Genomic DNA, 25,901 nt, shown 5'->3' with positions numbered 1-25,901 from the left:
ATCGTGCTTGACTGCCGGGTAACAACCCGTCGTAATGGCCTCAAGTACCGAAACGTCCGGAGGGGAACCCGTGAAGCACGGTGCGCAGGGCTCCATCAGGACGGGGGAGAAGACGGGGGACGGCGCCGACGCCCGGAGACCGGCCGCGCCCGCGGGTGCGGGGTTCCGCGTGCCCGCACAGCCCGGTGCCGGTGACGCCGGCCGTGAACGGGTCCGGCGGGAACGCGCCGACGACCCCGCCGCCGCGGACCCCGCGTGGGGCGCCGCCGCCCGCGGCGGGGAGGGCGACGGCGCGGCACGGGGCGAGCACACGCACAGCGAGACACCGCTGCCCCGGCAGCGTGCGACGGTCCAGCGTGCCTCGGTGCGCGGGCAGGTCCTCGCCGCCCTGCGCACGGCGCTCGTGTCGGGCGAACTGCGGCCCGGCGAGGTGTACTCCGCGCCGGTGCTCGCCGAGCGGTTCGGGGTGTCCGCCACCCCCGTGCGCGAGGCGATGCAGCAGCTCACCCTGGAGGGCGCGGTCGAGGTCGTGCCGAACCGGGGCTTCCGGGTGGTCGAGCGGGGCGCCCGCGAACTGGCCGAACTGGCCGAGGTGCGCGCGCTGATCGAGGTGCCGGTGATGATGCGGCTGGCCCGCACGGTGCCGGCCTCCCGCTGGGCCGAACTGCGTCCGCTGGCCGAGGCCACGGTCCGCGCCGCCGTCTCCGGCTGCCGGGCCACCTACGCCGAGTCCGACCGTGCCTTCCACCGCGCGGTGCTCGCGCTCGCGGGCAACGAGCAACTCGTCGCCGTCGCCGAGGATCTGCACCGCCGGGCGCAGTGGCCCCTGGTGGGCGGAGGGCCGGATGCCCGCCATCGCGGCGAACTGGTGGCCGACGCCCACGAACACACCGTCCTCCTGGACGCGTTGATCGCGGGTGACCTGGACGTCGTCCGGGAGTTGGTGCGGGAGCACTTCACCGGGTCGGTCTGAGGACCGGGCCCGGGTTCAGTCCTCCGGCCCGAGGGTGGCGTGACGGCCCGGGCCCGGTGCCGCTGGTGCGGCGTCCCGGTACGCCGGGAGCCCGGTCGGCGTGCCGTGTCGTCCGTACGGCTCGCCGGCCGGAACGGTGATGTCGTGCCAGGTCGGGCAGCCGGCGCCGCAGTTCGACTCGACGCGCGTGATCGAGTCGCGGCCCAGCGCGGTCGGCGACTCCGGGTGGCCGGTGGCCGCGCCGTACGGTGCCATACCGTGCCGCGCCGCGCCCGTCGTGGACGGCTCGTGCAGCCGGTGCCGGGGGCGGGGGGCCGGGGGGCGCGCTCCCGGGTGCCTGGTGGGTGCGGGCCCGCGTCCTCAAGCCGCCCAGCCGTGCCGCCGCCCAGCCGTGCCCCCGCGCCGCCCAGCTGTGCCGCCGGCCGCCTGTCCGCCGTGCCCGTCCCGTCGCAACGCCCGCGCCGTCGTGCCGCGCCCGTCGTGGACGGCTCGTGTAGCCGGGTGCCGGGGGCGGGGGGCCGGGGGGCGCGCTCCCGGGTGCCTGGTGGGTGCGGGCCCGCGTCCTCAAGCCGCCCAGCCGTGCCGCCGCTCAGCCGTGGCGCCGCTCAGCCGTGCGCCCGCGCCGCCCAGCCGTGCCGCCGGCCGCCTGTCCGCCGTGCCCGTCCCGCCGCAACGCCCGCGCCGGCGTGCCCGTCCCGTCGCAACGGCCGTGCGGCCCTCCGCCCGCGCCGCCGCAAGGCCGTCGCCGCCGCCAGGCCGTCGTCACCCTCAGGCCGTCGCCGCCCCCGCGGCCGGGGGTGCCAACTGGCGGGCCAGCCAGGTGGGGACGCCGCCCAGCAGCCGGAACAGCCTGCGGGCCTCCTCGCGCAGCCGGGACGCCTCCGCCTCGGTCTCGGTGTCGGCGAGCGAGACCAGGGCCGGTGCCGTGCCGACCAGGTATCCCAACTCCTCGCGGATCCGCAGGGATTCGGCGAAGCCCTGCCGGGCCTCCACCAACTCCCCGTCGCGCAGGGCGAGCCCGGCCAGATGGCGCCAGGTCCCGGAGAGCAGCAGCGGGTCGGCGTGGGCGGTGGCGCCCGCGTGGGCCCGGCGGTAGGCGGCCCGGGCGGCCTGCGGGGAACGGGTGAGGTTCTCGGCGATCAGCCCGCGCCGGAAGTCCAGCAGGGGACGCCCCGCCGCGCCGGGAGCGATCAGGGCCGCCGCCCGCCCGAGCGCGGCCCGCGCCTCGTCGGCCCGGTCGCGCACCCCGAACAGCGTTGCCGCGTAGGCCAAGTACCCGCGTTCACAAGCGGCGGCGCCCCGTTCGTCGTCGCTGTCCGCGAGGGCCTCGGCGGTGCGCAGCGCGTCCTCGGCCTCCTCCCAGCCCGCCTCGGTGTACAGGCACCGTTCGACCAGCAGCGACGCCCGTTGCAGGGCCGCGGCCGGCTCGGCCGGTGGGAGCAGGGCGGCTGCGTCGGCCCAGCAGGCGCGCGAGCGCAGCCGCCATACCGCGGTCTGGAGGGGATCGTCACCAGAGGTCGTTCCGTTACCAGACATGGCGGTATGCGCCACGTTGCCCTCCCCGAGCACGCCATCGAGCTGTTGAGTGGTGGCCGCATCTCAGCACGAACAACAGGGCCGGGCCAAGAGGGTGGGTGAAGTTTTTCACAAAGTCGTGGGCCGCAACCCCGGAACGCGTCATCGGTGCCCGGCGCCCGTCTCCCGCACGGGGCGCCCCGCCCTTCTCGCGCGCCCCACGCCGCGCCCCCGCACCACCGCGGGTCAGCTCATGCGACACGCCCCCGCACCACCGGGTCAGCTCATGCGCAGGGCCAGGAAGAAGTCCAGCTTGTCCTCCAGCCGGGACAGGTCCCGGCCGGTGAGCTGCTCGATGCGGCCGACCCGGTAGCGCAGCGTGTTGACGTGCAGGTGCAGCCGGCCCGCGCAGCGGGTCCAGGAGCCGTCGCAGTCGAGGAACGCCTCCAGCGTGGGGATCAGCTCGGCCCGGTGCCGGCGGTCGTAGTCCCGCAGCGGGTCCAGCAGACGGGCCGTGAACGCGCGCCGCACGTCGTCCGGGACGAAGGGGAGCAGCAGGACGTGCGAGGCCAGTTCCTGGTGGCCCGCGGCGCACACCCGGCCCGGGCGGGCCGCGGCCACCCGGCGGGCGTGCCGGGCCTCCTCCAGCGCGCCGCGCAGCCCCTCCGCCGAGTGCACGGCAGCCGAGACGCCGACGGTGAGACGGCCGTCCCCGTCGAGCCCGGCCGACAACGGGTCCCGCACCGCGGCCAGCAGGGTGTCGGCGAGGATGCCCGCCCCGGACTCCTCATGCTCGGCCGTGGCGAGCGTGGGCAGCGGCACGAGGGCGATCGCCTCGTCGCCCGTGTGGGCCACCGCGATGCGGTCGGAGTGCTCGGGCCCCGTCTCGGCCGGGTCGACGAGGATCTCCTCCAGCAGCGACTGGGCCAGCGGACCGCCGCCCCCCTCGCCGCCGTCCCAGTCCACCCGGGCGACCACCACCTGCCAGTGCGGCGCCGCGCCGAGGCCCGGCAGCAGCACCGGGGCCGCGACCCGCAGCCGGGCGGCGATCTCCGCCGGGGCGGCACCGGTCTGCACCAGCTCCAGCACCTCCTGCGCGAGGCGGCGGCGGACGGTGCGCGCCGCGTCCCGGCGGTCCCGCTCCACCGCGATCAGCTGGGTGACCCCGTGCAGCAGGTCCAGCCGCTCCTCGGCCCAGTCACCGGCGTCCGCCTCCACGGCGAGCACCCAGTCCGCCAGCGCCCCCTCCGCCGGAGCGGACGCGTCCGTGCCGCCGCGCCCGGACTCGGGGGACCGTCCGGTGCTGCGCACCGGGAACAGGCTGTAGGTGGTGGGGCCGAGCGTCACCCGGTGGGGTCCGCGGCGCCCGCCGCGCCCGGCCGCCAGGTGCTCCGCCGCCAGCCGCGCGCACACGTCGGCGGGCAGGCCCGCGCCGCCCGCCGGGCCCGCCGCGGGGCTCGTCTCCTTCGGGCCCGCGATCAGCCGCCCCGCCGGGGACAGCACCCAGGCCCGCAGATCGAGGTCGGAGCCCAGCAGGTCGAGCACCACGTCGGGGCCGCCGCCCGCCGGGCCCGAGGTCATCATCCGCCGGTGCCGGTCCACGACGGCCGCGAGGTCCCCGGCGCGCTCCCCGGACACCTGCCGGACGACATGCTCGGTGACGGTCGCGAAGGCCACCGACTCGTCCACCCTGAACAGCGGCAGCCGGTGCCGCGCGCACGCCACCACCAGGTCGTCCGGCACCTCGCCCAGCTCCGCCGTGCCCGCCGCCAGCGCGGCCACCCCGGCCTGCGCCAGGACCCGGACGAACGGTTCGGAGTCCGCCGCGTCCCGGCGCCAGGCCAGACCGGTCAGCACCAGTTCCCCGCCCGAGAGGTAACGGCTCGGATCCCGCAGGTCGGTCGTCATGACCCCGCGCACGCCGCGGTCGAGTTCGTCCTCGCCGCCGAGCAGCTTCAGGCCCAGCGCGTCGGTGTCCAGCAGTGCGCGCAGCCGCATTCTCGTCGCCGCCGTTTCTTTCGCTCGATGTCGGTGACGGGCCAGGGAGGAACGGTGCGGTGTCCGGCCGGTGGGTGGCTGATCAGCGCGGTCGGCCGCTCCTGGACCGCTTCCCCCGGTATCGGAGGAGGTGAGGAGGCTACGGGCGACCTCCGTTCATACGAATCTACAAGATGACCTCGCTGGCCAGCCAACTCCTTCGGACAATCCGTGACTGACCCGTGCGGAGCAGCGGGCGGTGTACTGAGCGCACTCCGAGTGAACTGCACAGAGTACGAGCCCCGTCCGCCGCACCCGGATGGCTCGATCTGTACGACCCACGAGACGAAGAAGAAGAGAGCCGGTCATGGACTTCCTTCGCCCCGCCAGCTGGGAGGAGGCGCTCGCCGCCAAGGCCGAGCACCCCGCCGCTGTGCCGATCGCGGGCGGCACCGACGTGATGGTCGAGATCAACTTCGACCATCGCCGGCCCGCGCACCTGATGGACCTCAACCGCATCGGCGAGCTCTCCGAGTGGGAGACCGGCGAGGACGGCGTGCGGCTCGGCGCCTCCGTCCCCTATACGAAGATCATGGAGCACCTGCGGGCCGAGCTGCCCGGGCTCGCCCTGGCCTCCCACACGGTCGCCTCCCCGCAGATCCGCAACCGCGGCGGCGTCGGCGGCAACCTCGGCACCGCCTCCCCGGCCGGCGACGCCCATCCGGCGCTGCTCGCCGCCGGCGCCGAGGTCGAGGTCGCGTCGGTGCGCGGCTCCCGCCGCATCCCGATCGACGACTTCTACACCGGCGTGAAGCGCAACGCGCTGGCGCCCGACGAGCTGATCCGCGCCGTCCACATCAAGAAGGCCGACGGCCCCCAGCAGTTCTCCAAGGTCGGCACCCGCAACGCGATGGTGATCGCCGTGTGCGCCTTCGGCATCGCCCTGCACCCGAGCACCCGCACGGTCCGCACCGGGATCGGCTCGGCCGCGCCGACACCCATTCGGGCGAAGGCGGCCGAGGAGTTCCTGAACGCCGCACTCGACGAGGGCGGCTTCTGGGACAACGGCAAGATCATCACTCCGTCCGTCGCCAAGCAGTTCGCGGACCTGTGCGCCGCGGCCTGCAACCCGATCGACGACGTGCGCGGCACCGCGAGCTACCGCCGCCACGCGGTCGGCGTCATGGCCCGCCGCACCCTGACCTGGACCTGGGAGTCGTACCGCGGCGCCCGCCACCTCACCGAGGGAGCCGCCTGATGCGTGTCACCTTCACCGTCAACGGACGCCGTCAGGAGGCCGACGACGTCTGGGAGGGCGAGTCCCTGCTGTACGTGCTGCGCGAACGGCTCGGCCTGCCCGGTTCCAAGAACGCCTGCGAGCAGGGCGAGTGCGGTTCGTGCACCGTGCGCCTGGACGGCGTCCCGGTGTGCTCCTGCCTGGTCGCCGCCGGCCAGGCCGAGGGGCGCGAGGTCGTCACCGTGGAGGGCCTGGCGGAGCACGCCCGGCAGCGCGCGTGCGGCACCGGCGCCTGCGGCACCGCGGACGACGCCACGGCAGCGCAGGCCGCGCCCGCGGGCACCGATTCGCAGACCGGCGAGGGCGTCGAGCTCTCCCCGATCCAGCAGGCGTTCATCGACGCGGGCGCCGTCCAGTGCGGATTCTGCACCCCGGGCCTGCTGGTCGCCGCCGACGAGATGCTGGAGCGCAACCCGGCCCCCAGCGACGCGGACATCCGCGAGGCCCTGTCGGGCAACCTGTGCCGCTGCACCGGCTACGAGAAGATCATGGACGCGGTCCGCCTGGCCGCGGCCCGTCAGTCCGAGGGGGTCTGACCATGCCGACGAACGGTGTTCCCACCAAGATCACACAGGGCACGGGTGCCCGGGGCGGCATCGGCGAGTCCACCCTCCGCCCGGACGGCACCCTCAAGGTCACCGGGGAGTTCGCGTACTCCTCCGACATGTGGCACGAGGACATGCTCTGGGGGCACATCCTGCGCTCCACCACCGCCCACGCCGAGATCCTTTCGATCGACACCGGCGAGGCCCTGGCGACCCCCGGCGTCTACGCCGTCCTGACGTACGACGACCTGCCCACCGACGTGAAGAACTACGGCCTGGAGATCCAGGACACGCCCGTCCTCGCTCACGGCAAGGTCCGCCACCACGGCGAACCGGTCGCGATCGTCGCCGCCGACCACCCGGAGACCGCGCGCCGGGCCGCCGCCAAGATCAAGGTCGACTACCGGGAACTGCCTGTCGTCACCGACGAGGCGTCCGCGCTCGCCCCCGACGCGGTCCTGGTCCACGAGAACCGCGAGGACCACCACGCTCACCACGTCCCGCACCCCAACATCGTGCACCGCCAGCCCATCGTGCGCGGCGACGTCGCCGCGGCCCGCGGGCGGGCCGACGTGATCGTGGAGGGCGAGTACACCTTCGGCATGCAGGACCAGGCCTTCCTCGGCCCCGAGTCCGGCCTCGCCGTCCCCGAGGAGGACGGCGGCGTCCACCTCTACGTCGCCACCCAGTGGCTGCACTCCGACCTGCGCCAGATCGCGCCCGTGCTCGGCCTGCCCGAGGACAAGGTGCGGATGACCCTGGCCGGGGTCGGCGGGGCGTTCGGCGGCCGCGAGGACCTGTCGATGCAGATCCACGCCTGCCTGCTCGCCCTGCGCACCGGCAAGCCCGTCAAGATCGTCTACAACCGGTTCGAGTCGTTCTTCGGCCACGTCCACCGCCACCCTGCCCAGCTGTTCTACGAGCACGGCGCCACCGCGGACGGCCGGCTGACCCACATCAAGTGCCGCATCGTGCTGGACGGCGGCGCGTACGCCTCCGCCTCCCCGGCCGTGGTCGGCAACGCCTCCTCGCTCGGCGTCGGCCCGTACGTCGTGGACGACGTCGACATCGAGGCGATCGCCCTCTACACCAACAACCCGCCCTGCGGCGCCATGCGCGGCTTCGGCGCGGTCCAGGCGTGCTTCGCCTACGAGGCGCAGATGGACAAGCTGGCGGCCAGGCTGGGCATGGACCCGGTGGAGCTGCGGCAGCTCAACGCCATGGAGCAGGGCACGCTCCTGCCCACCGGCCAGAGGGTCGACTCCCCGGCGCCGGTCGCCGAACTGCTGCGCCGCGTCAAGGCGATGCCGATGCCGCCCGAGCGGCAGTGGGAGTCCAGCGAGGGCGCCGACGTGCGCCAGCTGCCGGGCGGCCTGTCCAACACCACCCACGGCGAGAGCGTGGTGCGCGGTGTCGGCTACGCGGTCGGCATCAAGAACGTCGGCTTCTCCGAAGGCTTCGACGACTACTCCACCGCCCGGGTCCGCATGGAGGTCGTCGGCGGCGAACCGGTCGCCACCGTGCACACCGCGATGGCCGAGGTCGGCCAGGGCGGCGTCACCGTCCACGCGCAGATCGCCCGCACCGAGCTGGGCGTCGGCCAGGTGACCATCCACCCCGCCGACACCCGGGTGGGCTCCGCCGGCTCGACCTCCGCGTCGCGGCAGACGTACGTCACCGGCGGCGCCGTCAAGAACGCCTGCGAACTGGTCCGCGAGCGGGTCCTGGAGCTCGGCCGGCGCCGCTTCGGCTCCCACCACCCGGCGTGGGCGACCGCCGAACTCCTGCTGGAGGGCGGCAAGGTCGTCACCGACGGCGGCGAAGTCCTCGCCGACCTCACCGACGTGCTCGGCGACGACGCCGTCGAGGTCGAGGAGGAGTGGCGGCACCGGCCGACCGAACCCTTCGACCTGCGCACCGGCCAGGGCAACGGCCACGTCCAGTACTCCTTCGCCGCGCACCGGGCCGTGGTCGAGGTCGACACCGAACTCGGTCTCGTCAAGGTGATCGAACTGGCCTGCGCGCAGGACGTCGGCAAGGCGCTCAACCCGCTGTCCGTCATCGGCCAGATCCAGGGCGGCACCACCCAGGGACTGGGCGTGGCCGTCATGGAGGAGATCGTCGTCGACCCGAAGACCGCGAAGGTCCGCAACCCCTCCTTCACGGACTACCTCATCCCCACCATCCTCGACACGCCGACCATCCCCGTCGACGTGCTCGAACTCGCCGACGACCATGCGCCGTACGGGCTGCGCGGCGTCGGCGAGGCCCCGACCCTGTCGTCCACCCCGGCGGTCCTCGCGGCCGTCCGGAACGCGACGGGCCGGCAGCTCGACCGCACACCGGTCCGCCCCGAACACCTGACGGGAACCGCGTAGCGGATCCCTCGGGGATCCGCGTGCCCGCCGCACCCCGCGGCACCCGGCGCCGGGCAGGGAGCAGCACCCCACGGTCCTCCCGGCGCCGCACACCGATGTTCGTCTCGGGCCGTCCCCCGGGTCGTGCACATCCCAAATCCCGTGAACCCCGAAGAGGGCACGGGTGCCCCTGTGAACCTTGGGAGATGGCACCATGACCCAGTCAGTGCAGCCCAGGACCACCGCCGACGACGCGGGCGCGGGAACCCGCGTCCCGGCCGGCCGGTCCTGGCTCGACCGTTACTTCCACATATCGCACCGAGGGTCCACGGTCGCCCGTGAAGTGCGCGGCGGCATCACCACCTTCATGGCGATGGCCTACATCCTGCTGCTCAACCCGCTGATCCTGTCCGGCGAGGACGCGGCCGGCCACACCCTCGGCCGCACCGCCCTGATCACCGCCACCGCGTTCGCCGCAGCGCTCACCACCCTGCTGATGGGCTTCTTCGGCAAGGTGCCGCTCGCCCTCGCCGCCGGGCTGTCCGTCTCCGGCGTGCTCGCCTCGCAGGTCGTGCCCGTGATGACGTGGCCGCAGGCGATGGGCATGTGCGTCATGTACGGCGTCGTCATCATGCTGCTGGTCGTCACCGGCCTGCGGGAGATGGTCATGAACGCCATCCCGCTCGCCCTGAAACACGCGATCACCATGGGCATCGGCCTGTTCATCGCCCTGATCGGCTTCTACAAGGCCGGCTTCGTGCACCAGGGCAAGGCGACCCCGGTCACGCTCGGCCCGGCCGGCGAACTGTCCGGCTGGCCGGTCCTGCTGTTCGCCGTCACCCTGCTGGCGATCTTCATGCTCCAGGCGCGGGGCGTACCGGGCGCGATCCTGATCGGCATCATCGGCGGCACGGTCCTGGCCGTCGCCCTCAACGCCTTCGGCGTCATCGACCCGAAGCAGTGGGCCGCCGGCGCACCCGAACTGAACGGCAGCGCGGTGTCGATGCCCGACTTCGGGGTGTTCGGCGCCGTCGAGTTCGGCGGCTGGGGCGAGGTCGGCGCGATGACCGTCGGCATGATCGTCTTCACCCTCGTCCTGGCGGGCTTCTTCGACGCCATGGCCACCATCATCGGTGTCGGCACCGAGGCGAAGCTGGCCGACGACAAGGGGCGGATGCCGGGCCTGTCGAAGGCGCTGTTCATCGACGGGGCCGGCGGCGCCATCGGCGGTGTCTCCGGAGCGTCCGGGCAGACCGTGTTCGTGGAGTCGGCGACCGGGGTCGGCGAGGGCGCCCGCACCGGACTGTCGTCCGTCGTCACCGGCCTGTTCTTCGCGGCCTGCCTGTTCTTCACCCCGCTGACGGCGATCGTGCCGGGCGAGGTGGCCGCCGCCGCCCTGGTGGTGATCGGCGCCATGATGATGATGAACGCCCGCCATGTCGACTGGGCCGACCGTGCCACCGCGATCCCGGTGTTCCTCACCGTGGTGATCATGCCGTTCACGTACTCCATCACCGCGGGCGTCGCCGCCGGAGTCATCTCCTACGTCGCCATCCGGACCGGCCAGGGCAGGGCCCGGGAGATCGGTGCCTTCATGTGGGGCCTGGCGCTGGTCTTCCTGGTCTACTTCGCCCTCGCCCCCATCGAGAGCTGGCTGGGCGTGCACTGACCCGCGCCCACAGGGAACCCGCACGCGTACCGCTGCCGAGGAGAGCACGATGCTGGACATCGCCGAGGAACTGCACCGGTGGACCACCGAGGGCCGCGACTTCGCCGTCGCCACGGTCGTGGCGGTCGGCGGCAGCGCGCCACGGCAGCCCGGCGCCGCGCTGGCCGTCGACGCCGACGGCACGGCGATCGGCTCCGTCTCCGGCGGCTGCGTGGAGGGCGCCGTGTACGAGCTGTGCGAGCAGGCGCTCCGGGACGGCGAGTCCGTCCTGGAGCGCTTCGGGTACAGCGACGACGACGCCTTCGCCGTCGGCCTGACCTGCGGCGGCGTCATCGACATCCTGGTCACCCCGGTCCGGGCGGACGACCCCGTCCGCCCGGTCCTGACCGCCGCGCTCGCCGCCGCCGCGCAGGGCGGGGCGACGGCGCTGGCCCGCGTCGTGAGCGGCCCCGCGGAGCTGCGCGGCCGGGCCCTCACGGTCCGCCCCGACGGTGCGTGGGAGGGCGGCTTCGGCGGCCACCCGGAACTGGACCGGACGGTCGCGGCCGAGGCCCGCGCCCTGCTGGACGCGGGCCGCACCGGCACGGTCGAGATCGGCGCGGAGGGGTCCCGGTGCGGGGCCCCGCTGACGCTGCTGGTGGAGTCGTCGGTCCCGCCGCCCCGCATGATCGTCTTCGGGGCGATCGACTTCGCGGCGGCCCTGGTCCGGGTGGGCAAGTTCCTCGGTCACCACGTCACCGTGTGCGACGCCCGCCCGGTGTTCGCCACCCGGGCGCGGTTCCCCGAGGCCGACGAGGTCGTCGTGGAGTGGCCGCACCGGTACCTGGAGCGCACCGAGGTCGACGGCCGCACCGTCCTGTGCGTCCTCACCCACGACGCCAAGTTCGACGTGCCGCTGCTGCGGCTCGCGCTGCGCCTGCCCGTCGCGTACGTCGGGGCGATGGGCTCGCGCCGCACCCACCTGGACCGCAACGCCCGGCTGCGCGAGGCCGGCGTGACCGAGCTGGAACTGGCCCGGCTGAGGTCCCCCATCGGCCTGGACCTGGGCGCCCGCACCCCGGAGGAGACGGCCCTGTCCATCGCGGCGGAGATCGTCGCCGACCGGCGCGGCGGCAGCGGCGCCTCCCTCACCGGCGCGCACACCCCGATCCATCACGACGGCGGCTCCGGCCCGGGGCCGGCGGGGCGGATCGGATCGGTGGCCTGAGTCGGCGCTGCAGCTACTGAGCACCGCGGGCGTGACCCGTGCGAGCACCGGCACCCGCTGAGCACCGCCGTACCGGCAGCCGCCGCGCCGGTGGCGTCCCGCGCGGCCGCTGTCACGCTCTCGGCTGTCGCGTTCGGCACCCGTCGCGCCCGGCCGCCGTGACGCCCGGCACTTGCCGCGCTTGGCGGCCCTCACACCCGGCAGCCGCCGCGCCGACGGCCGTCACGCCCGGCCGCTGTCACGCTCGCGGCCGTCGCGCTCGGCACCCGCCGCGGCCCGGCCGCCGCCGCGCCCGGCACTTGCCGCGGCCCGGCCGCCGCCGCGCCCGGCACTTGCCGCGCCCGGCGGCCCTCACACCCGCCACCCGCCGCGCCCGGCCGCCGTCGCGCCCTGCACCCGCCGCGCCGGCGACCGTCACGCCCGGCGCAGCAGCCGGTTGACCGCCCGGCCGAAGACCAGGCGGCCCGCGCGGGCCAGTACGCCGTCGAACACCGCCGGGACGAGAGCGATCCGCAGGTCCTCGCGCCATTCCACGCGGGCCCGGCCGCCCGGTCCCGGGCGCACCTCGATCTCCGCCCAGCCGGTGACGACCCGGCCCCGCTTCTCCAGGCGGCACCGGCCCGGCGTGCCGTCCCCGGGCGGCTCCCACACCGTGACCTCCATCGGGTCGCGGAAGGAGAGCGGGCCCAGCCCGGTGCGGGCCACGAAGACGGTGCCCTCGCCGGTCGGCGGGGGAGTGGTCACCGTGATCCGGGTGAGCGGGACGGAGCTGCCGTGCCGGTGCCAGGCCGTGAGCCGGCGCCAGGCCTCGTCGGGGGGAAGGGGCGCCGTGCGCCGGACAAGGAAGGTGGCCACCGGACGATCCTAGGGAACCCGGCGGGCACACCGGCAGGGCGGCGGCCGCGTCACCCGCCCGGGCCAGCGCCCGGGGGCGCGTCCGCGGTCACCGGTACACCTTCCCCGCCTCCGCCTTCCCCGGGGCCAGCAGCTGGGGCACCGTCACGAACACGTAGCCGCGCTTCTTCAGCGCGTCGATGATGCCGGGCACGGCGGGCACCGTCCCGTCGTAGAGGTCGTGCAGCAGGATGATGCCGTCGCGGGAGACCTGGGTGAGGACGCGGCGGGTGATGAGCTCGGAGTCGGTGGTCGCGTAGTCCTTCGCGGTGACGCTCCACAGGATCTCGGCGAGCCCCAGTTCCCGGCAGATCTCGTGCACGGTCGCGTCGGTGCGGCCCTGCGGAGGGCGCATGAGCGTGGGGCGGTGGCCGGTGAGGCGCTCGATCGCGTCGTCGGTGCGGGTGAGCTCCTCGCGTATCTCCTCCGGCTCCAGATCCGTGAGGCGGCGATGGGTCCAGGTGTGGTTGGCCAGCTCGTGCCCCTCGTCGGCCATGCGCCGGACCAGCGCCGGGTAGCGGTCGATGTGCTTTCTGCCCATGAGGAAGAACGTGGCGGGGACCTGCTCCTCCTTCAGGATGTCCAGCAGCCGCGCGGAGTGCTCGCTCGGGCCGGCGTCGAAGGTGAGCGCCACGCACTTCGCCTCGCGGCAGTCGACGGGGCCGAAGCGGGCCTGGACGTCGGTGGTGCGCACGCTGCTCGGTGCGGTCGTGTCGGTCCGCCCGCAACCCCCCAGTGCCACGAGCAGGGCCGCCGCCGCACCGAGTGCGGCGGCGGCCCGGAACGCGGTCGCGGATCTTGTCGTCTTCCGGGTCGAAGTCTTCTTGGTCGGAGAAGGCATGCCCGGACTGTACACAGCGTTTATACACGCAATGTATAGTCCGCCGGTCATGCCTCCGCGCGGACCGCAAGCCGCATGTGAGAGCGGTCACGTGCCGGCACTGCCCCCCGCAATCCGCTGCATATCGGAACAGTCCGGGCAAGTCGTCTCCAAGTGTTTGAGACAACCGCAAAACGGCACTCGCGTTCCTCAGGAGCCACACCGGTCGCCCAGGACGGAGCACGCCCCATGCGGATCCTTGGAATCAACGCCCTGTTCCACGACCCCGCCGCCGCCCTCGTCGTCGACGGACAGGTCGTGGCGGCCGCCGAGGAGGAGCGCTTCAGCCGACGCAAGCACGGCAAGCGCCCGGTGCCGTTCTCCGCCTGGGAGCTGCCCGAGCTGGCCGCCCGCTGGTGCCTGGAGCGGGCCGGGCTCACCCCCGCGGACCTGGACGCCGTCAGCTACTCCTTCGATCCCGCCCTCGCCCGCCCCGCCGCCGACCAGGGCCTGGACGACCCCTGGGACCCGCTCCGCCTGGAGTACGCCCGCCGCGCCCCCGAGTTCCTCGCCGAGGCCCTGCCCGGCCTGGACCCGGCCCGGGTGGTCTTCGTGCCGCACCACGTCGCCCACGCCGCGTCCGCCGGACCCGCCTCCCCCCACCCCGACAGCGCCGTCCTCGTCCTCGACGGCCGCGGGGAGGCCGCCTCCCACCTGGCCGGCCGCTACCGCGACGGCAAACTGGACACCCTCGCCACCCAGGCCCTGCCCCACTCCCTCGGCCTGGTCTACGAGGAACTCACCGAGCACCTCGGCTTCCTGCGCAGCAGCGACGAGTACAAGGTCATGGCCCTCGCCTCCTACGGCACCCCCCGCCACCTGCCCCGCCTGCGCGAACACGTCCACGCCACCGGCGACGGCGGCTTCCGCGCCCACGGCGTCGACTGGGCCGCCCTCACCCCGCCGCGCGCCCCGCACGAGCCCTGGAACCAGGACCACGCCGACCTCGCCGCCGGCGCCCAGGCCGTCCTGGAGGAGGTGCTCCTGGACCTCGTGCACTGGCTGCACCGCGAGGCCGGCGGCGACGCCCTGGCCCTGGCCGGCGGCGTCGCCCTGAACTGCGTCGCCAACTCCCGCCTGGCCGCCCGCGGGCCCTACCGGCACCTGTGGGTGCAGCCGGCCGCCGGGGACGCCGGCACCGCCCTCGGCGGCGCCCTGCACGTGTCCGCCCAGGAGGGCGTCGCCACCCTGCCCATGCCCGGTGCCGACCTCGGACGCGGCTGGAGCGACGAGGAACTGCGCGACTGGCTCGACCGCGCCGCCGTCCCCTACGACCGGCCCGACGACATCGCCGAGACCGTCGCCGAGGAACTCGCCCGCGACGGCGTCGTCGCCTGGTTCCAGGGCCGCAGCGAGTACGGACCGCGCGCCCTCGGACACCGCTCCCTGCTCGCCCACCCCGGCCGCGCCGAGAACCTCGAACGGCTCAACCACGTCAAGGGCCGCGAGGAGTTCCGGCCGGTCGCCCCCATGGTGCTCGCCGACCGCGCCGCCGACCTGTTCTCCGGCGGCCCGCTGCCCAGCCCGTACATGCTCTTCGTGCACGACGTGGCGCCCGCATGGCGCGACCGCATCCCCGCCGTCGTCCACGTCGACGGCACCGCCCGCATCCAGACCGTCGACGAGCGGGAGGAGCCCCTGGTCGCCCGGATGCTGCACGGCTTCGAACGCCGCACCGGGCTCCCCGTCGTCGTCAACACCAGCCTCAACACGGCCGGCCGGCCCATGGTCGACGACCCCCGCGACGCCCTGGAGTGCTTCGGCTCCGCCCCCGTCGACCTGCTCGCGATCGGCCCCTACGCGGTGCGCAGGGGGAGGGCGTACGCATGACCTCCTACGCCGTCGTGATCCCCACCCTGGTGCGGGACACGCTCGCCGACTGCCTCGCCGCGCTGGCCGCCGCGACCGGGCCGCGCCCCGACGAGATCGTCCTCGTCGACGACCGGCCCGACCCCGACCCGGCCGCGCTCGACCACCCGCTGGGCGTCCTCGGCGACCTGCGGGAGCGCACCACCGTCCTCACCGGCGGCGGACGCGGACCCGCCGCCGCCCGCAACACCGGGATGCGCGCCGTCTGTGCGCCCTGGGTCGCCTTCCTCGACGACGACGTCCAGGTCGGCCCCCGCTGGTGCGAACAGCTGGCGACGGACCTCACCGAGGCGCCCCCCGACGTCGCCGCCGTGCAGGGCGTCATCACCGTGCCGCTGCCCGGCGGGCGCCGCCCCACCGACTGGGAACGCGGCACGGCCGGACTCGCCCGCGCCCGCTGGATCACCGCCGACATGGCCTACCGCACCGCCGTCCTCAAGCAGGTCGGCGGCTTCGACGAACGCTTCCCGCGGGCCTTCCGCGAGGACGCCGACCTCGCCCTGCGCGTCCTCGACGCCGGACACCGCATACGGCAGGGCAGCCGCACCACCCGGCACCCCGTGCGGCCCGCCTCCCGCTGGGCCTCCGTCAAGCAGCAGCGCGGCAACGCCGACGACGCGCTGATGCGGCATCTGCACGGACCCGACTGGTGGGACAAGGCCGTCGCCCCCCGCGGGCGGATCCGCCGCCACGCCGCGATCACCGCCGCCGGGGCCGCCGCCTGCGTCCTCGCCGCCACCGGACACCGGCGGGCGGCGGCCGCCTGCGCCGCCGGCTGGGCGGCCGGCACCGCCGAGTTCGCCCGCGCCCGCATCCTCCCCGGGCCGCGCACCCGCGACGAGGTGACCACCATGCTGCTCACCAGCGTCCTCATCCCGCCCGCCGCCACCTGGCACCGGCTCGCCGGGGCCTGGCGCCACCGCAACGCCCCCGCCTGGCAGGAGACGGCCCGGTGAGCCCGGTGCGCGCCGTGCTGTTCGACCGCGACGGCACCCTGGTCCACGACGTCCCCTACAACGGGGACCCCGGCCGGGTCCGCCCCGTCGACGGCGCCCGCGAGGCGGTCGCCGCCCTGCGGGCCCGGGGCATCCGCACCGGCGTCGTCACCAACCAGTCCGGCATCGCCCGGGGCCTGCTCACCGCCGCCGACGCCCGCGCCGTCAACCGGCGCATCGACGACCTCCTCGGCCCGTTCGACGTGTGGGAGCTGTGCCCGCACGCCCCCGACGACGGCTGCGCCTGCCGCAAACCCCGCCCCGGCATGATCCTCCGGGCCGCCGGACGCCTGGGCGCCGACCCTGCCGACTGCGTCGTCATCGGCGACATCGGCGCCGACATCGAGGCCGCCCACCGGGCGGGCGCCCGCGCCGTCCTCGTCCCGACCCCCGTGACCCGCCCGACGGAGACGGCCGCCGCGCCCCACGTCGCCCCGGACCTGACGACGGCCGTCCGCGCGGTGCTGGACGGCCTGCCGGAGCCCGGCCGCAGTCCGGCCGCCGGATCCCCGGCGCTCGGGAGGCACGCGTGAAGGCCCTCGTCACCCGGCTCGACAGCTTCGGCGACGTGCTGCTCGCCGGGCCCGCGGTGCGCGCCGTCGCGGCCCGCGCCGACCACGTCACCCTGCTGTGCGGGCCGCTCGGCGCGCCCGCCGCCCGGCTCCTGCCCGGCGTCGACGACGTCCTCGTCTGGGACGCGCCCTGGGCCGGTTTCCGGCCGCCCCCGGTCCGGCGCGACGACGTCGACGCCCTCGTCGGCCGGATCGCCGCCACCGGCGCCGGCACCGCCCTCGTCCTCACCTCCTTCCACCAGTCCCCGCTGCCCACCGCCCTGCTGCTGCGCATGGCGGGCGTCCGGCACATCGCCGCCGACAGCGAGGACTACCCCGGCTCCCTCCTCGACGTGCGCCACCACCGGGACCCGCACGCCCACGAGGCCGAGGCCGCGCTGCACCTCGCCGACGCCACCGGGTTCCCGTGCCCCGACGACGGCCGCCTGCGCGTCCTCGCGCCCCCGGACACCGAGCCGCTGACCGGCCCCGCCGGCTACGTCGTCGTCCACCCCGGCGCCAGCGTCCCCGCCCGCGCCTGGAGCCCCGGACGGTGCGCCCAGGCGGTCGCCGAACTCACCGACGCCGGACACCAGGTGGTGGTGACCGGCGGCCCCGGCGAACGGGAACTGACCGCCCGCGTCGCCGGTGACCGGGCCCTCGACCTCGGCGGCCGCACCGACGCCGCCGAACTCGCCGGGGTGCTCGCCCGGGCCGCCTGCGCGGTCACCGGCAACACCGGCCCCGCCCACCTCGCCGCCGCCGTCGGCACCCCCGTGGTGTCCCTGTTCGCGCCGGTCGTCCCGGCCGGACGCTGGCGGCCCTACGGCGTGCCCTTCGTGCTGCTCGGCGACCAGAACGCGCCGTGCGCCGGCACCCGGGCCCGCACCTGTCCCGTACCCGGCCACCCGTGTCTGGACGGCGTGACCGCGCTCGACGTCGTAGCCGCCGTCGGCAAGCTGGTGGAGGTGGCATGAGGATCCTGCTCTGGCACGTGCACGGGTCGTGGACCACGGCCTTCGTGCAGGGCCCCCACACCTACGTCGTCCCCGTCACCCCCGACCGCGGGCCCGACGGCCTCGGCCGCGCCCGCACCTTCGACTGGCCCGACTCGGTCGTCGAGATGCCGCCCGAACGGCTGCGGGACGCGGACATCGACGTCGTCGTCCTGCAACGCCCCCACGAACTCGCCCTGGTGGACGCCTGGCTGGGCCGCCGCCCGCCGCTGATCTGGCTGGAGCACAACGCCCCGCACGGCGACGTGCCCGACACCCGCCACCCGGCCGCCGACGTGCCCGGCGTCACCCTCGTGCACGTCACCCACTTCAACCGGCTGATGTGGGACGCCGGCGCCACCCCCGCCACCGTCGTCGAACACGGCATCGTCGACCCCGGCCCCCGGTGGACCGGCGAACTGCCCCGGGCCGCCGTCGTGGTCAACGAGCCGGTCCGGCGCGGCCGCACCACCGGCACCGACCTGCTGCCCGCGTTCGCCGACGCCGCGCCCCTCGACGTGTTCGGCATGGGCACCGAGGGCGTCGCCGCACACGTCGGCCTGCCCGCCGACCGCTGCCGGGCCCACGAGCTGACCCAGCGCGACCTGCACGCCGAACTGGCCCGCCGCCGCGTCTACGTCCACCCCGTCCGCTGGACCTCCCTCGGGCTGTCCCTGCTGGAGGCGATGCACCTCGCCATGCCGGTGGTCGCCCTCGCCACCACCGAGGTCACCGAGGCGGTCCCGCCCGGCGCCGGAGTGGTGTCCAACCGGATCGACGTACTGACCGACGCCGTGCGGGAGTTCGTCGCCGACCCGCTGTACGCCCGCAGCGTCGGGGAGGGCGCCCGCGCGGCGGCCCTCGCCCGCTACGGGCTCCCCCGCTTCCTGGACGACTGGGAGCGGCTGCTGAAGGAGGTGGCCCGATGAGGATCGCCATGGTGTCCGAGCACGCGAGCCCGCTCGCCGCGCTCGGCGGCGTCGACGCCGGTGGCCAGAACGTGTACGTGGCCCGGCTCAGCGAGGAACTGGCCCGGCGCGGCCACCACGTCACCGTCTACACCCGCCGCGACGCGGTGACCCTGCCCGAACGGGTGCCGCTGCCCGGCGGCGCCGTCGTCGAGCACGTGACCGCCGGGCCGCCCCGGACCGTGCCCAAGGACGAACTGCTGCCCCACATGGCCGCGTTCGGCGCCCACCTGGCCCGCGCATGGGGCCGGGGCCGCCCCGACGTGGTGCACGCCCACTTCTGGATGTCCGGCATGGCCTCCCAGCTCGGCGCCCGCCCGCACGGCATCCCCGTGGTGCAGACGTTCCACGCCCTCGGCACCGTCAAGCGCCGCCACCAGGCGTGGCGGGACACCAGCCCGCCCGCCCGCATCGGCATCGAACGGCAGCTCGCCGGCACCTGCGAACGCGTCCTCGCCACCTGCTCCGACGAGGTCGCCGAACTCGCCGCCATGGGCGTGCGGACGGCACGGCGCGTGTCCGTGGTGCCGTGCGGGGTGGACGCCGGCCACTTCCGGCCCGGCGCCACCGGCCCCGCCGTCCCGCCGCGCCGCGCACCGCACCGGCTGCTGGCCTGCGGCCGGCTCGTCCGCCGCAAGGGCTACGACCTCGCCGTGCGCGCCCTGACCCGCATCCCGGACGCCGAACTCGTCGTCGCGGGCGGACCCGCCGCCGCCCGGCTCGACCGCGACCAGGAGGCCCGGCGGCTGTGGCACCTCGCCCACCGCGCCGGCGTCGCCGACCGGGTGCGGATGCTCGGCGCGGTCGACCCCGCCGCCATGCCCGCCCTGCTGTGCAGCGCCGACCTGGTGCTGTGCACGCCCGCCTATGAACCGTTCGGCATCGTCCCGCTGGAGGCCATGGCCTGCGGCGTCCCCGTCGTCGCCACCGACGTCGGCGGCCACCGCGACAGCGTCGCCGACGGCACCACCGGACGGCTCGTCGCCCCCGGCGACCCCGAGGCGGTCGCCGCCGCCGTGCGCGGCCTCCTCAACGACGACGCCACCCGCCGCGCCTACGGGGTTGCCGGACGCGACCGCGTCCTGGCCCACTACACCTGGCAGCGCGTCGCCGACGGCGTCGAGCACGTCCACCGCCAGGTCCTCGCCGCACACGCGATCCCGAAGGAGGTGGCCCGATGACCGTGCATCCCCCCGTCACCGGACACTGCGACGCCCTCGCCGACGCCCTCGTGGCGTTCCGCGCCGGCGCACCCGTCACCGCGCGGTGGGGAGAACGCCTCGCCGAGGTGCTCACCGCCGGCGGCCGGCTGCTGGCCGCCGGCAACGGCGGCAGCGCGGCCCAGGCCCAGCACCTGACCGCCGAACTCGTCGGCCGCTACCGCGACGACCGGCCCGCCTTCTCCGCGATCGCCCTGCACGCCGACACCTCCAGCACCACCGCCATCGCCAACGACTACGGCGTGGACGCCGTCTTCGCCCGCCAGGTCCGCGCCCACGGCCGGCCCGGCGACGTGCTGATGCTGCTGTCCACCTCCGGCGCCAGCGCCAACCTGCTGTCCGCCGCCGACGCCGCCCGCGCGGCCGGCCTGCGGGTGTGGGCCCTCACCGGGCCCGCCCCCAACCCGCTGATGGCGGGCAGCGACGAATGCCTGTGCGTGGAGGCCCCGCGGGCCGCCACCGTCCAGGAACTCCACCTGGTGGCCGTCCACATGGTGTGCGCCGCCTTCGACGCGGCGCTGGAGAGCGGCAGGTGGCGGGAGGACACCACCGGCGGACGGAGGACGTCATGAGCGACACCGGCGTCAAGTCCCCCCTGCTGGTCGTCGGCGACGCCCTGCTCGACCGCGACCTCACCGGCCGCTCCGACCGGCTCGCCCCCGACGCGCCCGTCCCCGTCGTCGACGACTGCGCGGAGACGACCCGGCCCGGCGGCGCCGCCCTCACCGCCTACCTCGCCGCCCGCGACGGCCGGGAGGTCACCCTGGTCACCGCGCTGGGCGGCGACCCGGCCAGCCGTGAACTGAAACGGCTCCTTCGGCCCTGGGTCGAGATCGTCCCCCTGCCGCTCGCCGGGCCGCTGCCGGAGAAGACCCGCGTGCTGGCCGGGGACCGGCCCGTGGCCCGCCTGGACCGCGGGGACGGCCGGGCCCGCACCGCCACCGACGAGGCACGCGAGGCGGTCCTCGGCGCGCCCGCCGTCCTGGTCTCCGACTACGGCCGGGGCACCGCCGACGCCCTGCGCGACGTGCTGACCGCCCGCCCGCCGCTGGTCTGGGACCCCCACCCGCGCGGCGGCTCGCCCGTGCCCGGCACCCGGCTCGTCACCCCCGCCGAGAAGGAGGCCCTGGCCCTCGCCCCCGACGCCGGCCCCGGCCGCCGGGACCTGCACGCCGCCGCCCACGGTGCCGCCACGCTCGTGCGGCGCTGGAAGGCCGCCGCCGTCGCCGTCACCCTCGGCGCCCGCGGCGCCCTCCTCTCCTACGGTGACCACCCGCTCCTCGTCCCGGCCGGCGCCGTGCACCACGGCGACAGCTGCGGCGCCGGCGACCGGTTCGCCGCGACGGCCGCCGGGCTGCTCGCCGACGGCGCGCTGGTCGGCGAGGCCGTGGAACGCGCGGTCGCCGCCGCCACCGCCTTCGTCGGCGCGGGCGGCGCCGGAGCACTGCCCCGCGCCGACGCGGCGCACGCCCACCTGCCCGACGGCGACGACCCGTTCGCGCTCGCCGACGGCGTCCGCGCCGCCCACGGCACGGTCGTCGCCGCGGGCGGCTGCTTCGACCTGCTGCACGCCGGCCACGTCGGCCTCCTCCAGGCCGCCCGGGAACTGGGCGACTGCCTGGTCGTCTGCGTCAACTCCGACGCCTCCGTGCGGCGCCGCAAGGGGGCGGGCCGCCCGGTCAACACCCTCGACGACCGGGTGCGGGTCCTGCGCGCCCTGGCCTGCGTCGACGCCGTCGCCGTGTTCGACGAGGACACCCCGGAACGCCTCCTGGCCGACCTGCGCCCCGACGTCTGGGTCAAGGGCGGCGACTACGCGGCCGCCGACCTGCCGGAGGCGACCCTCCTCGACGCGTGGGGCGGCCAGGCGGTCCTCCTGCCCTACCTCGCGGGCCGCTCCTCCACCGGCATCCTGGAACGCGCCACGGAGCGCGGCCGGTGACCGCGCGCCGCGACGCCGAACCGGCGTGCACGGTACGGCCGCCGGCGGTGCTCGGGACGGCGTCCGGGGCGTCCCTCGAGCCGCCCGTGGCTGCCCGCCTGGACGCCGAACTGCCGTACGCCGTAGGGACGGTGACGGGTTGGGCCGGGGTGGCCGGGGGTTTGCCGGGTGAGGTGTCCGCGGTGCCGTGGTGCGTGGCCTGGTGGGGAGGGGTGTGGCCGGTGGGGGGTCCTGGCGGGGTGGGGGACGTGGTGTCGCGTCCCGGGGCCGGTCGGGCGTCCGGCCGGTCGGCGGACGGGGTGGCGAGGGCGTCGGCCTCACATCGGGGCGCGTCGCCCAGGAGGACGTCGGCGGCGCACTTCGCGCCGCCCGTGGCTGCCCGTCGGGCTCCCGAACTGCCGTACGCCGTAGGGCCGGTGACGGGTCGGGTAGGGGTGGCGGGGGGTCTGCCGGGTGAGGTGTCCGCGGTGCCGTGGTGGGTGTCCTCGTGGGGCGGGGTGTGGCCGGTGGGGGGTCCTGGCGGGGTGGGGGACGCGGTGTGGCGTCCCGGGCCCGGCCGGTCGGCGGACGGGGTGGCGAGGGCGTCGGCCTTGCATCGGGGCGCGCCGCCCAGGAGGACGTCGGCGGCGCCTCTCGAGCCGCACGGGACCGCCCGCCGGCATGCCGAACCGGCGTGCACCGTGCGGCCGGTGGCCGGTCGGCGCGCCGGTGCCGGATCGTCGACGGTGGCCGGGCCGCGCGAGGGGTGGGCCGCCGGGACCGCGCCGGGTCCCGATGTCCGCCGATGGCACCGGCGCGCGGGCGACGGCGCGTCCGACCCCGGGGACCGTGATCCCGTACCGGAGGCACCCGACGGGGAGACGGCGGTGGCCGGGGCCGTGCGGCCCCGGTTGCTGGTGCTGCGGGCGCTCGGGCTCGGGGACCTGCTCGCCGGGGTGCCCGCCCTGCGGGCCCTGCGGCGCGGGTTCCCCGGTCACGAACTGGTGCTGGCCGCGCCCGCCGGGCTCGCCCCGGTCGCCGGGGCCACCGGCGCCGTGGACCGGCTGCTGCCCGCCTCCGCGCCCGGCCGGGCCGTGCCCGCCGCGCTCGACTGGACCGGGCCGCCCCCCGACGTCGCCGTCGACCTGCACGGCAACGGGCCGCCCAGCCACCGCCTGCTGTCCCGCCTGAGCCCGGGCCGGCTGCTGGCCTTCGCGCACCCCGGCACCCCCGGCATCGAGGGCCCGCCCTGGTACGCCGAGGAACACGAACGGGACCGCTGGTGCCGCCTGCTGCGCTGGTACGGCCTCGACGCCGACCCGGCCGACCTGCTGCTGCCCCGCCCGCCCGCCGTGTCCCCGGCGCCCGGCGCCGTCGTCCTGCACCCCGGCGCGGGATCCCCGGCCCGCTGCTGGCCCGTGGAGCGGTACGCGGCCGTCGCCGTCGCCCTGCGGTCACAGGGCCTGCGGGTCGTGGTCACCGGGGGAGCGGACGAGGACGACCTGGTGGCGCGGCTCGCCGAGCAGGCCGGGCTGCCCGGCACCGACGTCCTCGCCGGCGGAGTGCCGTTCGGCCGGCTGTCCGCCCTGGTCGCGGACGCCCGTGCCGTCGTCAGCGGCGACACCGGCATCGCGCACCTCGCGGTCGCCCACGCCACCCCCACCGTCACCCTCTTCGGCCCGGTCCCGCCCCGCCGCTGGGGCCCGCCGCCCCATCCCCGCCACGTCGCCCTCTGGTACGGCCCCGAGGGCGACCCGCACGCCCTGCGCACCGACCCCGCGCTGCTGCGCATCACCCCCGCCGACGTCCTGGACGCCCTCGCCCGACTGCCCGGCCCCCGGCCCCGAGAAGGGGAGACCATCCCGTGACCGCTCCGTCCCCGGCCCGCCCGCTCGGCGTCGTCATCGCCACCCGGAACCGCTCCGGCCGGCTCGCCGTCACCCTGCGCCACCTCCTCGCGCTGCCCGAGCGGCCCGAGATCCTCGTCGTCGACAACGCCTCCACCGACGACACCCGCGCCCTGCTCGCCCGCGACTTCCCCGGGGTCCGGGTACTGGCGCTGCCCGTCAACCACGGCGCCCTGGCCCGCAACCACGGCGCCCGCGCCCTCGGCACGCCCTACGTGGCGTTCAGCGACGACGACTCCTGGTGGGCCCCCGGCGCCCTCGGCCGGGCGGCCGAGCTGTTCGACGCCCACCCCCGGCTCGGCCTCATCGCCGCCCGCACCCTGGTCGGCCCGGACGCGCGGCCGGACCCGATGAACGACGTCCTCGCACGCTCGCCCCTCGGCGCCGCCACCGACCTGCCCGGCACCCAGGTCCTCGGCTTCCTCGCCTGCGGCGCGGTGGTCCGCCGCAGCGCCTACCTCCAAGCGGGCGGCTTCCACCGGCTGCTGTTCTTCGGCGGCGAGGAGACCCTGCTCGCCTACGACCTGGCCGCCCACGGCTGGGGCGTCACCCACTGCGCCGACATCGTCGCCCACCACCACCCGGACCCGGGGCCCCGCGACGGCCGCCCGGCCGTGCAGCGCCGCAACGCCCTCCTCACCGCCTGGCTGCGCCGCCCCGTCCCCTACGCGCTGGCCCGCACCGGCGCCCTCGCCGCCGACGCCCGCAGCGACGGCCACGCCCGGCGCGCGCTGCGCGAGACCCTCAGCCGGCTGCCCGCGGCACTGCGCGCCCGCCGCCCGCTGCCACCCCACGTCGAGCGGGCCGCCCGCCTGCTGGAGGGGACGCAGGCATGACCGACCCGCGCACGACCGTCGTCGTCATCACCCACAACCGGTGCCGCGAACTCCTGCGCACCCTCGGCCACCTGGCCGCGCTCCCCGAACGGCCCCGGGTGATCGTCACCGACAACGGCTCCACCGACGGCACCGCCGAGGCCGTCGCCCGCCGCCACCCGCAGGTACGGCTGCTGTCCCCGGGCCGCAATCTCGGCGCCGTCGGCCGCAACCTCGCCGTCCGGGAGGTCCGCACGCCCTACGTCGCCTTCTGCGACGACGACTCCTGGTGGGCGCCGGGCTCCCTGGCCGGTGCCGCCGACCTGCTGGACCGGCATCCGGCGCTGGGTACGGTCACCGCCCGGATCGTGGTCGAACCGGACGGTACGGAGGACCCCATCGTGCGGGAACTGCGCGAGTCGCCGGTGCCGGGACCGCCCTGGCTGCCTGGGCCGGCGCTCGGCTCGTTCCTGGCCGCGGCGACCGTGCTGCGTACCGACGCCTTCCGCACCGCGGGCGGCTTCCACCCACGGCTGTGGCTCGGCGGCGAGGAGGAACTGCTGGCCGCCGACCTGGCGGCCGACGGCTGGTGGCTCACCTACGCCGACGACCTGGCGATCCATCACCACGCCTCGGTGGCCCGCGACTCGACGCTGCGCCGCCGGCACGGCATCCGCAACACCCTGTGGTTCACCTGGCTGCGCCGCCCGCCCCGGACGGCGCTGCGCCGCACCCTGGCCCTGGCCCGCAGCGTCCCGCGCGACACCACCTCGCTGCGCGCCTTCGCGGAGGCGACGGCGGCGCTGCCCTGGGTGCTGCGCGAACGCCGCGTCCTGCCGCACGAGGTGGAGTCCCGGCTCCGCCTGCTGGAGCCCGCCCAGCGCACCTCCACGGCCCGGCGCTACACGGGCTGACCCCGCCCGCACCCCGCCCGCCCCGCCCGGGGAAACCATTCAGGCATCGGGAAGCCGTTCAGGCACCGGAACGCCGTTTCAGCCACCGGACCACCGGCACAGCAGCCGGAACACCGCGAACAGGGTCGGCGGCCACACGACGGCGAAGGCCCAGATCACGGCCGGCGCCGAGGTGACCATCCCGGTCACCATCAGGCCGACGGACAGGGCGCACAGCAGGGCCACGGTGAGGGTGTGCGGGCGGTACGACGCCACCCGCCGCAGCATGGCCGGTACATCGGGCCACCGGCTCCAGCGCAGCGTGCGCAGGCGGCGCGCGAGGCGACGGTCACGGCACAGCGCCCGTTCGATCTCGTCGAGCAGCCGCTGCTCGTGGTCGGGGAGTCGACCGATGGACACAGGCTCACCTCCCGAAGCGGACGGCGGTCACCG

General features: G+C 76.1%; 23 protein-coding genes. 17 read left to right on the top strand and 6 right to left on the bottom strand.

Annotation, left to right across the window (positions count from 1 at the left end; genetic code table 11):
• The first annotated feature begins 70 nt into the window (after nucleotides 1–70).
• The gene (locus ACIRPP_RS11760; RefSeq protein WP_403640497.1) at nucleotides 71–973 is read left to right on the top strand and encodes a GntR family transcriptional regulator; all 903 of its coding nucleotides are present in this window, start codon (nucleotides 71–73) and stop codon (nucleotides 971–973) included.
• Nucleotides 974–988: 15 nt separating this feature from the next.
• Here ACIRPP_RS11760 and ACIRPP_RS11755 read toward each other — a convergent pair whose 3' ends face one another.
• The 3 genes from ACIRPP_RS11755 to ACIRPP_RS11745 all read right to left on the bottom strand — a co-directional run bounded on the left by ACIRPP_RS11755 (nucleotide 989) and on the right by ACIRPP_RS11745 (nucleotide 4,486).
• Nucleotides 989–1,228, bottom strand: coding sequence for a hypothetical protein (locus ACIRPP_RS11755; protein WP_403640494.1), 240 nt, complete (start codon nucleotides 1,226–1,228; stop codon nucleotides 989–991).
• Between the two features lie 513 nt (nucleotides 1,229–1,741).
• On the bottom strand, nucleotides 1,742–2,509 hold the full coding sequence (locus ACIRPP_RS11750) for a hypothetical protein (protein WP_403640491.1): 768 nt from the start codon (nucleotides 2,507–2,509) through the stop codon (nucleotides 1,742–1,744).
• A 258-nt stretch (nucleotides 2,510–2,767) separates the two neighbouring features.
• Nucleotides 2,768–4,486 (bottom strand): PucR family transcriptional regulator, encoded by a 1,719-nt coding sequence (locus ACIRPP_RS11745; protein WP_403640488.1) that lies wholly within the window; start codon nucleotides 4,484–4,486, stop codon nucleotides 2,768–2,770.
• A gap of 346 nt (nucleotides 4,487–4,832) precedes the next feature.
• Here ACIRPP_RS11745 and ACIRPP_RS11740 point away from each other — a divergent pair, with 346 nt between their 5' ends.
• The 5 genes from ACIRPP_RS11740 to ACIRPP_RS11720 all read left to right on the top strand — a co-directional run bounded on the left by ACIRPP_RS11740 (nucleotide 4,833) and on the right by ACIRPP_RS11720 (nucleotide 11,540).
• Nucleotides 4,833–5,723 carry an FAD binding domain-containing protein gene (locus ACIRPP_RS11740; RefSeq protein ID WP_403640485.1) on the top strand — a complete coding sequence of 297 codons (891 nt, stop codon included), beginning with the start codon at nucleotides 4,833–4,835 and terminating at the stop codon, nucleotides 5,721–5,723.
• Nucleotides 5,723–6,298, top strand: coding sequence for a (2Fe-2S)-binding protein (locus ACIRPP_RS11735; protein WP_164441523.1), 576 nt, complete (start codon nucleotides 5,723–5,725; stop codon nucleotides 6,296–6,298). The genes ACIRPP_RS11740 and ACIRPP_RS11735 overlap by 1 nt, the downstream gene beginning before the upstream one ends.
• A 2-nt stretch (nucleotides 6,299–6,300) precedes the next feature.
• Nucleotides 6,301–8,685 carry a xanthine dehydrogenase family protein molybdopterin-binding subunit gene (locus ACIRPP_RS11730; protein ID WP_403640482.1) on the top strand — a complete coding sequence of 795 codons (2,385 nt, stop codon included), beginning with the start codon at nucleotides 6,301–6,303 and terminating at the stop codon, nucleotides 8,683–8,685.
• A 193-nt stretch (nucleotides 8,686–8,878) separates the two neighbouring features.
• Entirely contained in the window at nucleotides 8,879–10,333 is a 1,455-nt protein-coding gene (locus ACIRPP_RS11725) for an NCS2 family permease (protein ID WP_403640479.1), read from the top strand.
• Between the two features lie 49 nt (nucleotides 10,334–10,382).
• Nucleotides 10,383–11,540, top strand: a complete 1,158-nt coding sequence (locus tag ACIRPP_RS11720) for an XdhC family protein (protein WP_403640476.1) — start codon at nucleotides 10,383–10,385, stop codon at nucleotides 11,538–11,540.
• Between the two features lie 414 nt (nucleotides 11,541–11,954).
• Here the strand turns inward: ACIRPP_RS11720 and ACIRPP_RS11715 are convergent, their stop codons facing one another.
• Both ACIRPP_RS11715 and ACIRPP_RS11710 read right to left on the bottom strand, forming a co-directional pair.
• A complete protein-coding gene (locus tag ACIRPP_RS11715) occupies nucleotides 11,955–12,395 on the bottom strand; it encodes an SRPBCC family protein (RefSeq protein ID WP_403640473.1) in 441 nt (146 codons plus the stop codon).
• Between the two features lie 88 nt (nucleotides 12,396–12,483).
• Nucleotides 12,484–13,275 carry a polysaccharide deacetylase family protein gene (locus ACIRPP_RS11710; RefSeq protein ID WP_403640470.1) on the bottom strand — a complete coding sequence of 264 codons (792 nt, stop codon included), beginning with the start codon at nucleotides 13,273–13,275 and terminating at the stop codon, nucleotides 12,484–12,486.
• Between the two features lie 228 nt (nucleotides 13,276–13,503).
• Between ACIRPP_RS11710 and ACIRPP_RS11705 the strand changes: the two genes are divergently transcribed.
• The 11 genes from ACIRPP_RS11705 to ACIRPP_RS11655 all read left to right on the top strand — a co-directional run bounded on the left by ACIRPP_RS11705 (nucleotide 13,504) and on the right by ACIRPP_RS11655 (nucleotide 25,469).
• Nucleotides 13,504–15,144: a carbamoyltransferase gene (locus ACIRPP_RS11705; protein WP_403640467.1), complete on the top strand. Its 1,641-nt coding sequence runs from the start codon at nucleotides 13,504–13,506 to the stop codon at nucleotides 15,142–15,144.
• The gene (locus tag ACIRPP_RS11700; protein ID WP_403640465.1) at nucleotides 15,141–16,139 is read left to right on the top strand and encodes a glycosyltransferase family 2 protein; all 999 of its coding nucleotides are present in this window, start codon (nucleotides 15,141–15,143) and stop codon (nucleotides 16,137–16,139) included. The genes ACIRPP_RS11705 and ACIRPP_RS11700 overlap by 4 nt, the downstream gene beginning before the upstream one ends.
• Entirely contained in the window at nucleotides 16,136–16,711 is a 576-nt protein-coding gene (locus ACIRPP_RS11695; protein WP_403640462.1) for a D-glycero-alpha-D-manno-heptose-1,7-bisphosphate 7-phosphatase, read from the top strand. The genes ACIRPP_RS11700 and ACIRPP_RS11695 overlap by 4 nt, the downstream gene beginning before the upstream one ends.
• Nucleotides 16,708–17,706: a glycosyltransferase family 9 protein gene (locus ACIRPP_RS11690; protein WP_403640459.1), complete on the top strand. Its 999-nt coding sequence runs from the start codon at nucleotides 16,708–16,710 to the stop codon at nucleotides 17,704–17,706. The genes ACIRPP_RS11695 and ACIRPP_RS11690 overlap by 4 nt, the downstream gene beginning before the upstream one ends.
• Nucleotides 17,703–18,653, top strand: coding sequence for a glycosyltransferase (locus ACIRPP_RS11685; RefSeq protein WP_403640456.1), 951 nt, complete (start codon nucleotides 17,703–17,705; stop codon nucleotides 18,651–18,653). The genes ACIRPP_RS11690 and ACIRPP_RS11685 overlap by 4 nt, the downstream gene beginning before the upstream one ends.
• Nucleotides 18,650–19,873, top strand: a complete 1,224-nt coding sequence (locus ACIRPP_RS11680) for a glycosyltransferase (RefSeq protein ID WP_403640453.1) — start codon at nucleotides 18,650–18,652, stop codon at nucleotides 19,871–19,873. The genes ACIRPP_RS11685 and ACIRPP_RS11680 overlap by 4 nt, the downstream gene beginning before the upstream one ends.
• The gene (locus ACIRPP_RS11675; protein WP_403640450.1) at nucleotides 19,870–20,484 is read left to right on the top strand and encodes an SIS domain-containing protein; all 615 of its coding nucleotides are present in this window, start codon (nucleotides 19,870–19,872) and stop codon (nucleotides 20,482–20,484) included. Before ACIRPP_RS11680 ends, ACIRPP_RS11675 begins: the two co-directional genes overlap by 4 nt.
• Nucleotides 20,481–21,854 (top strand): D-glycero-beta-D-manno-heptose 1-phosphate adenylyltransferase, encoded by a 1,374-nt coding sequence (gene rfaE2, locus ACIRPP_RS11670; protein ID WP_403640447.1) that lies wholly within the window; start codon nucleotides 20,481–20,483, stop codon nucleotides 21,852–21,854. Before ACIRPP_RS11675 ends, rfaE2 begins: the two co-directional genes overlap by 4 nt.
• A gap of 866 nt (nucleotides 21,855–22,720) precedes the next feature.
• The gene (locus ACIRPP_RS11665) at nucleotides 22,721–23,701 is read left to right on the top strand and encodes a glycosyltransferase family 9 protein (RefSeq protein WP_403641175.1); all 981 of its coding nucleotides are present in this window, start codon (nucleotides 22,721–22,723) and stop codon (nucleotides 23,699–23,701) included.
• On the top strand, nucleotides 23,698–24,576 hold the full coding sequence (locus tag ACIRPP_RS11660; RefSeq protein WP_403640444.1) for a glycosyltransferase family 2 protein: 879 nt from the start codon (nucleotides 23,698–23,700) through the stop codon (nucleotides 24,574–24,576). The genes ACIRPP_RS11665 and ACIRPP_RS11660 overlap by 4 nt, the downstream gene beginning before the upstream one ends.
• Entirely contained in the window at nucleotides 24,573–25,469 is an 897-nt protein-coding gene (locus ACIRPP_RS11655) for a glycosyltransferase family 2 protein (RefSeq protein WP_403640441.1), read from the top strand. Before ACIRPP_RS11660 ends, ACIRPP_RS11655 begins: the two co-directional genes overlap by 4 nt.
• Before the next feature lie 78 nt (nucleotides 25,470–25,547).
• Here the strand turns inward: ACIRPP_RS11655 and ACIRPP_RS11650 are convergent, their stop codons facing one another.
• Nucleotides 25,548–25,868 carry a DUF3040 domain-containing protein gene (locus ACIRPP_RS11650; RefSeq protein WP_403640438.1) on the bottom strand — a complete coding sequence of 107 codons (321 nt, stop codon included), beginning with the start codon at nucleotides 25,866–25,868 and terminating at the stop codon, nucleotides 25,548–25,550.
• Nucleotides 25,869–25,901: the final 33 nt, after the last annotated feature.

This window comes from Streptomyces sp. NPDC101219, assembly GCF_044767675.1.
Taxonomy (GTDB): domain Bacteria; phylum Actinomycetota; class Actinomycetes; order Streptomycetales; family Streptomycetaceae; genus Streptomyces.
This window is presented reverse-complemented; position numbering and strand designations above follow the sequence as displayed.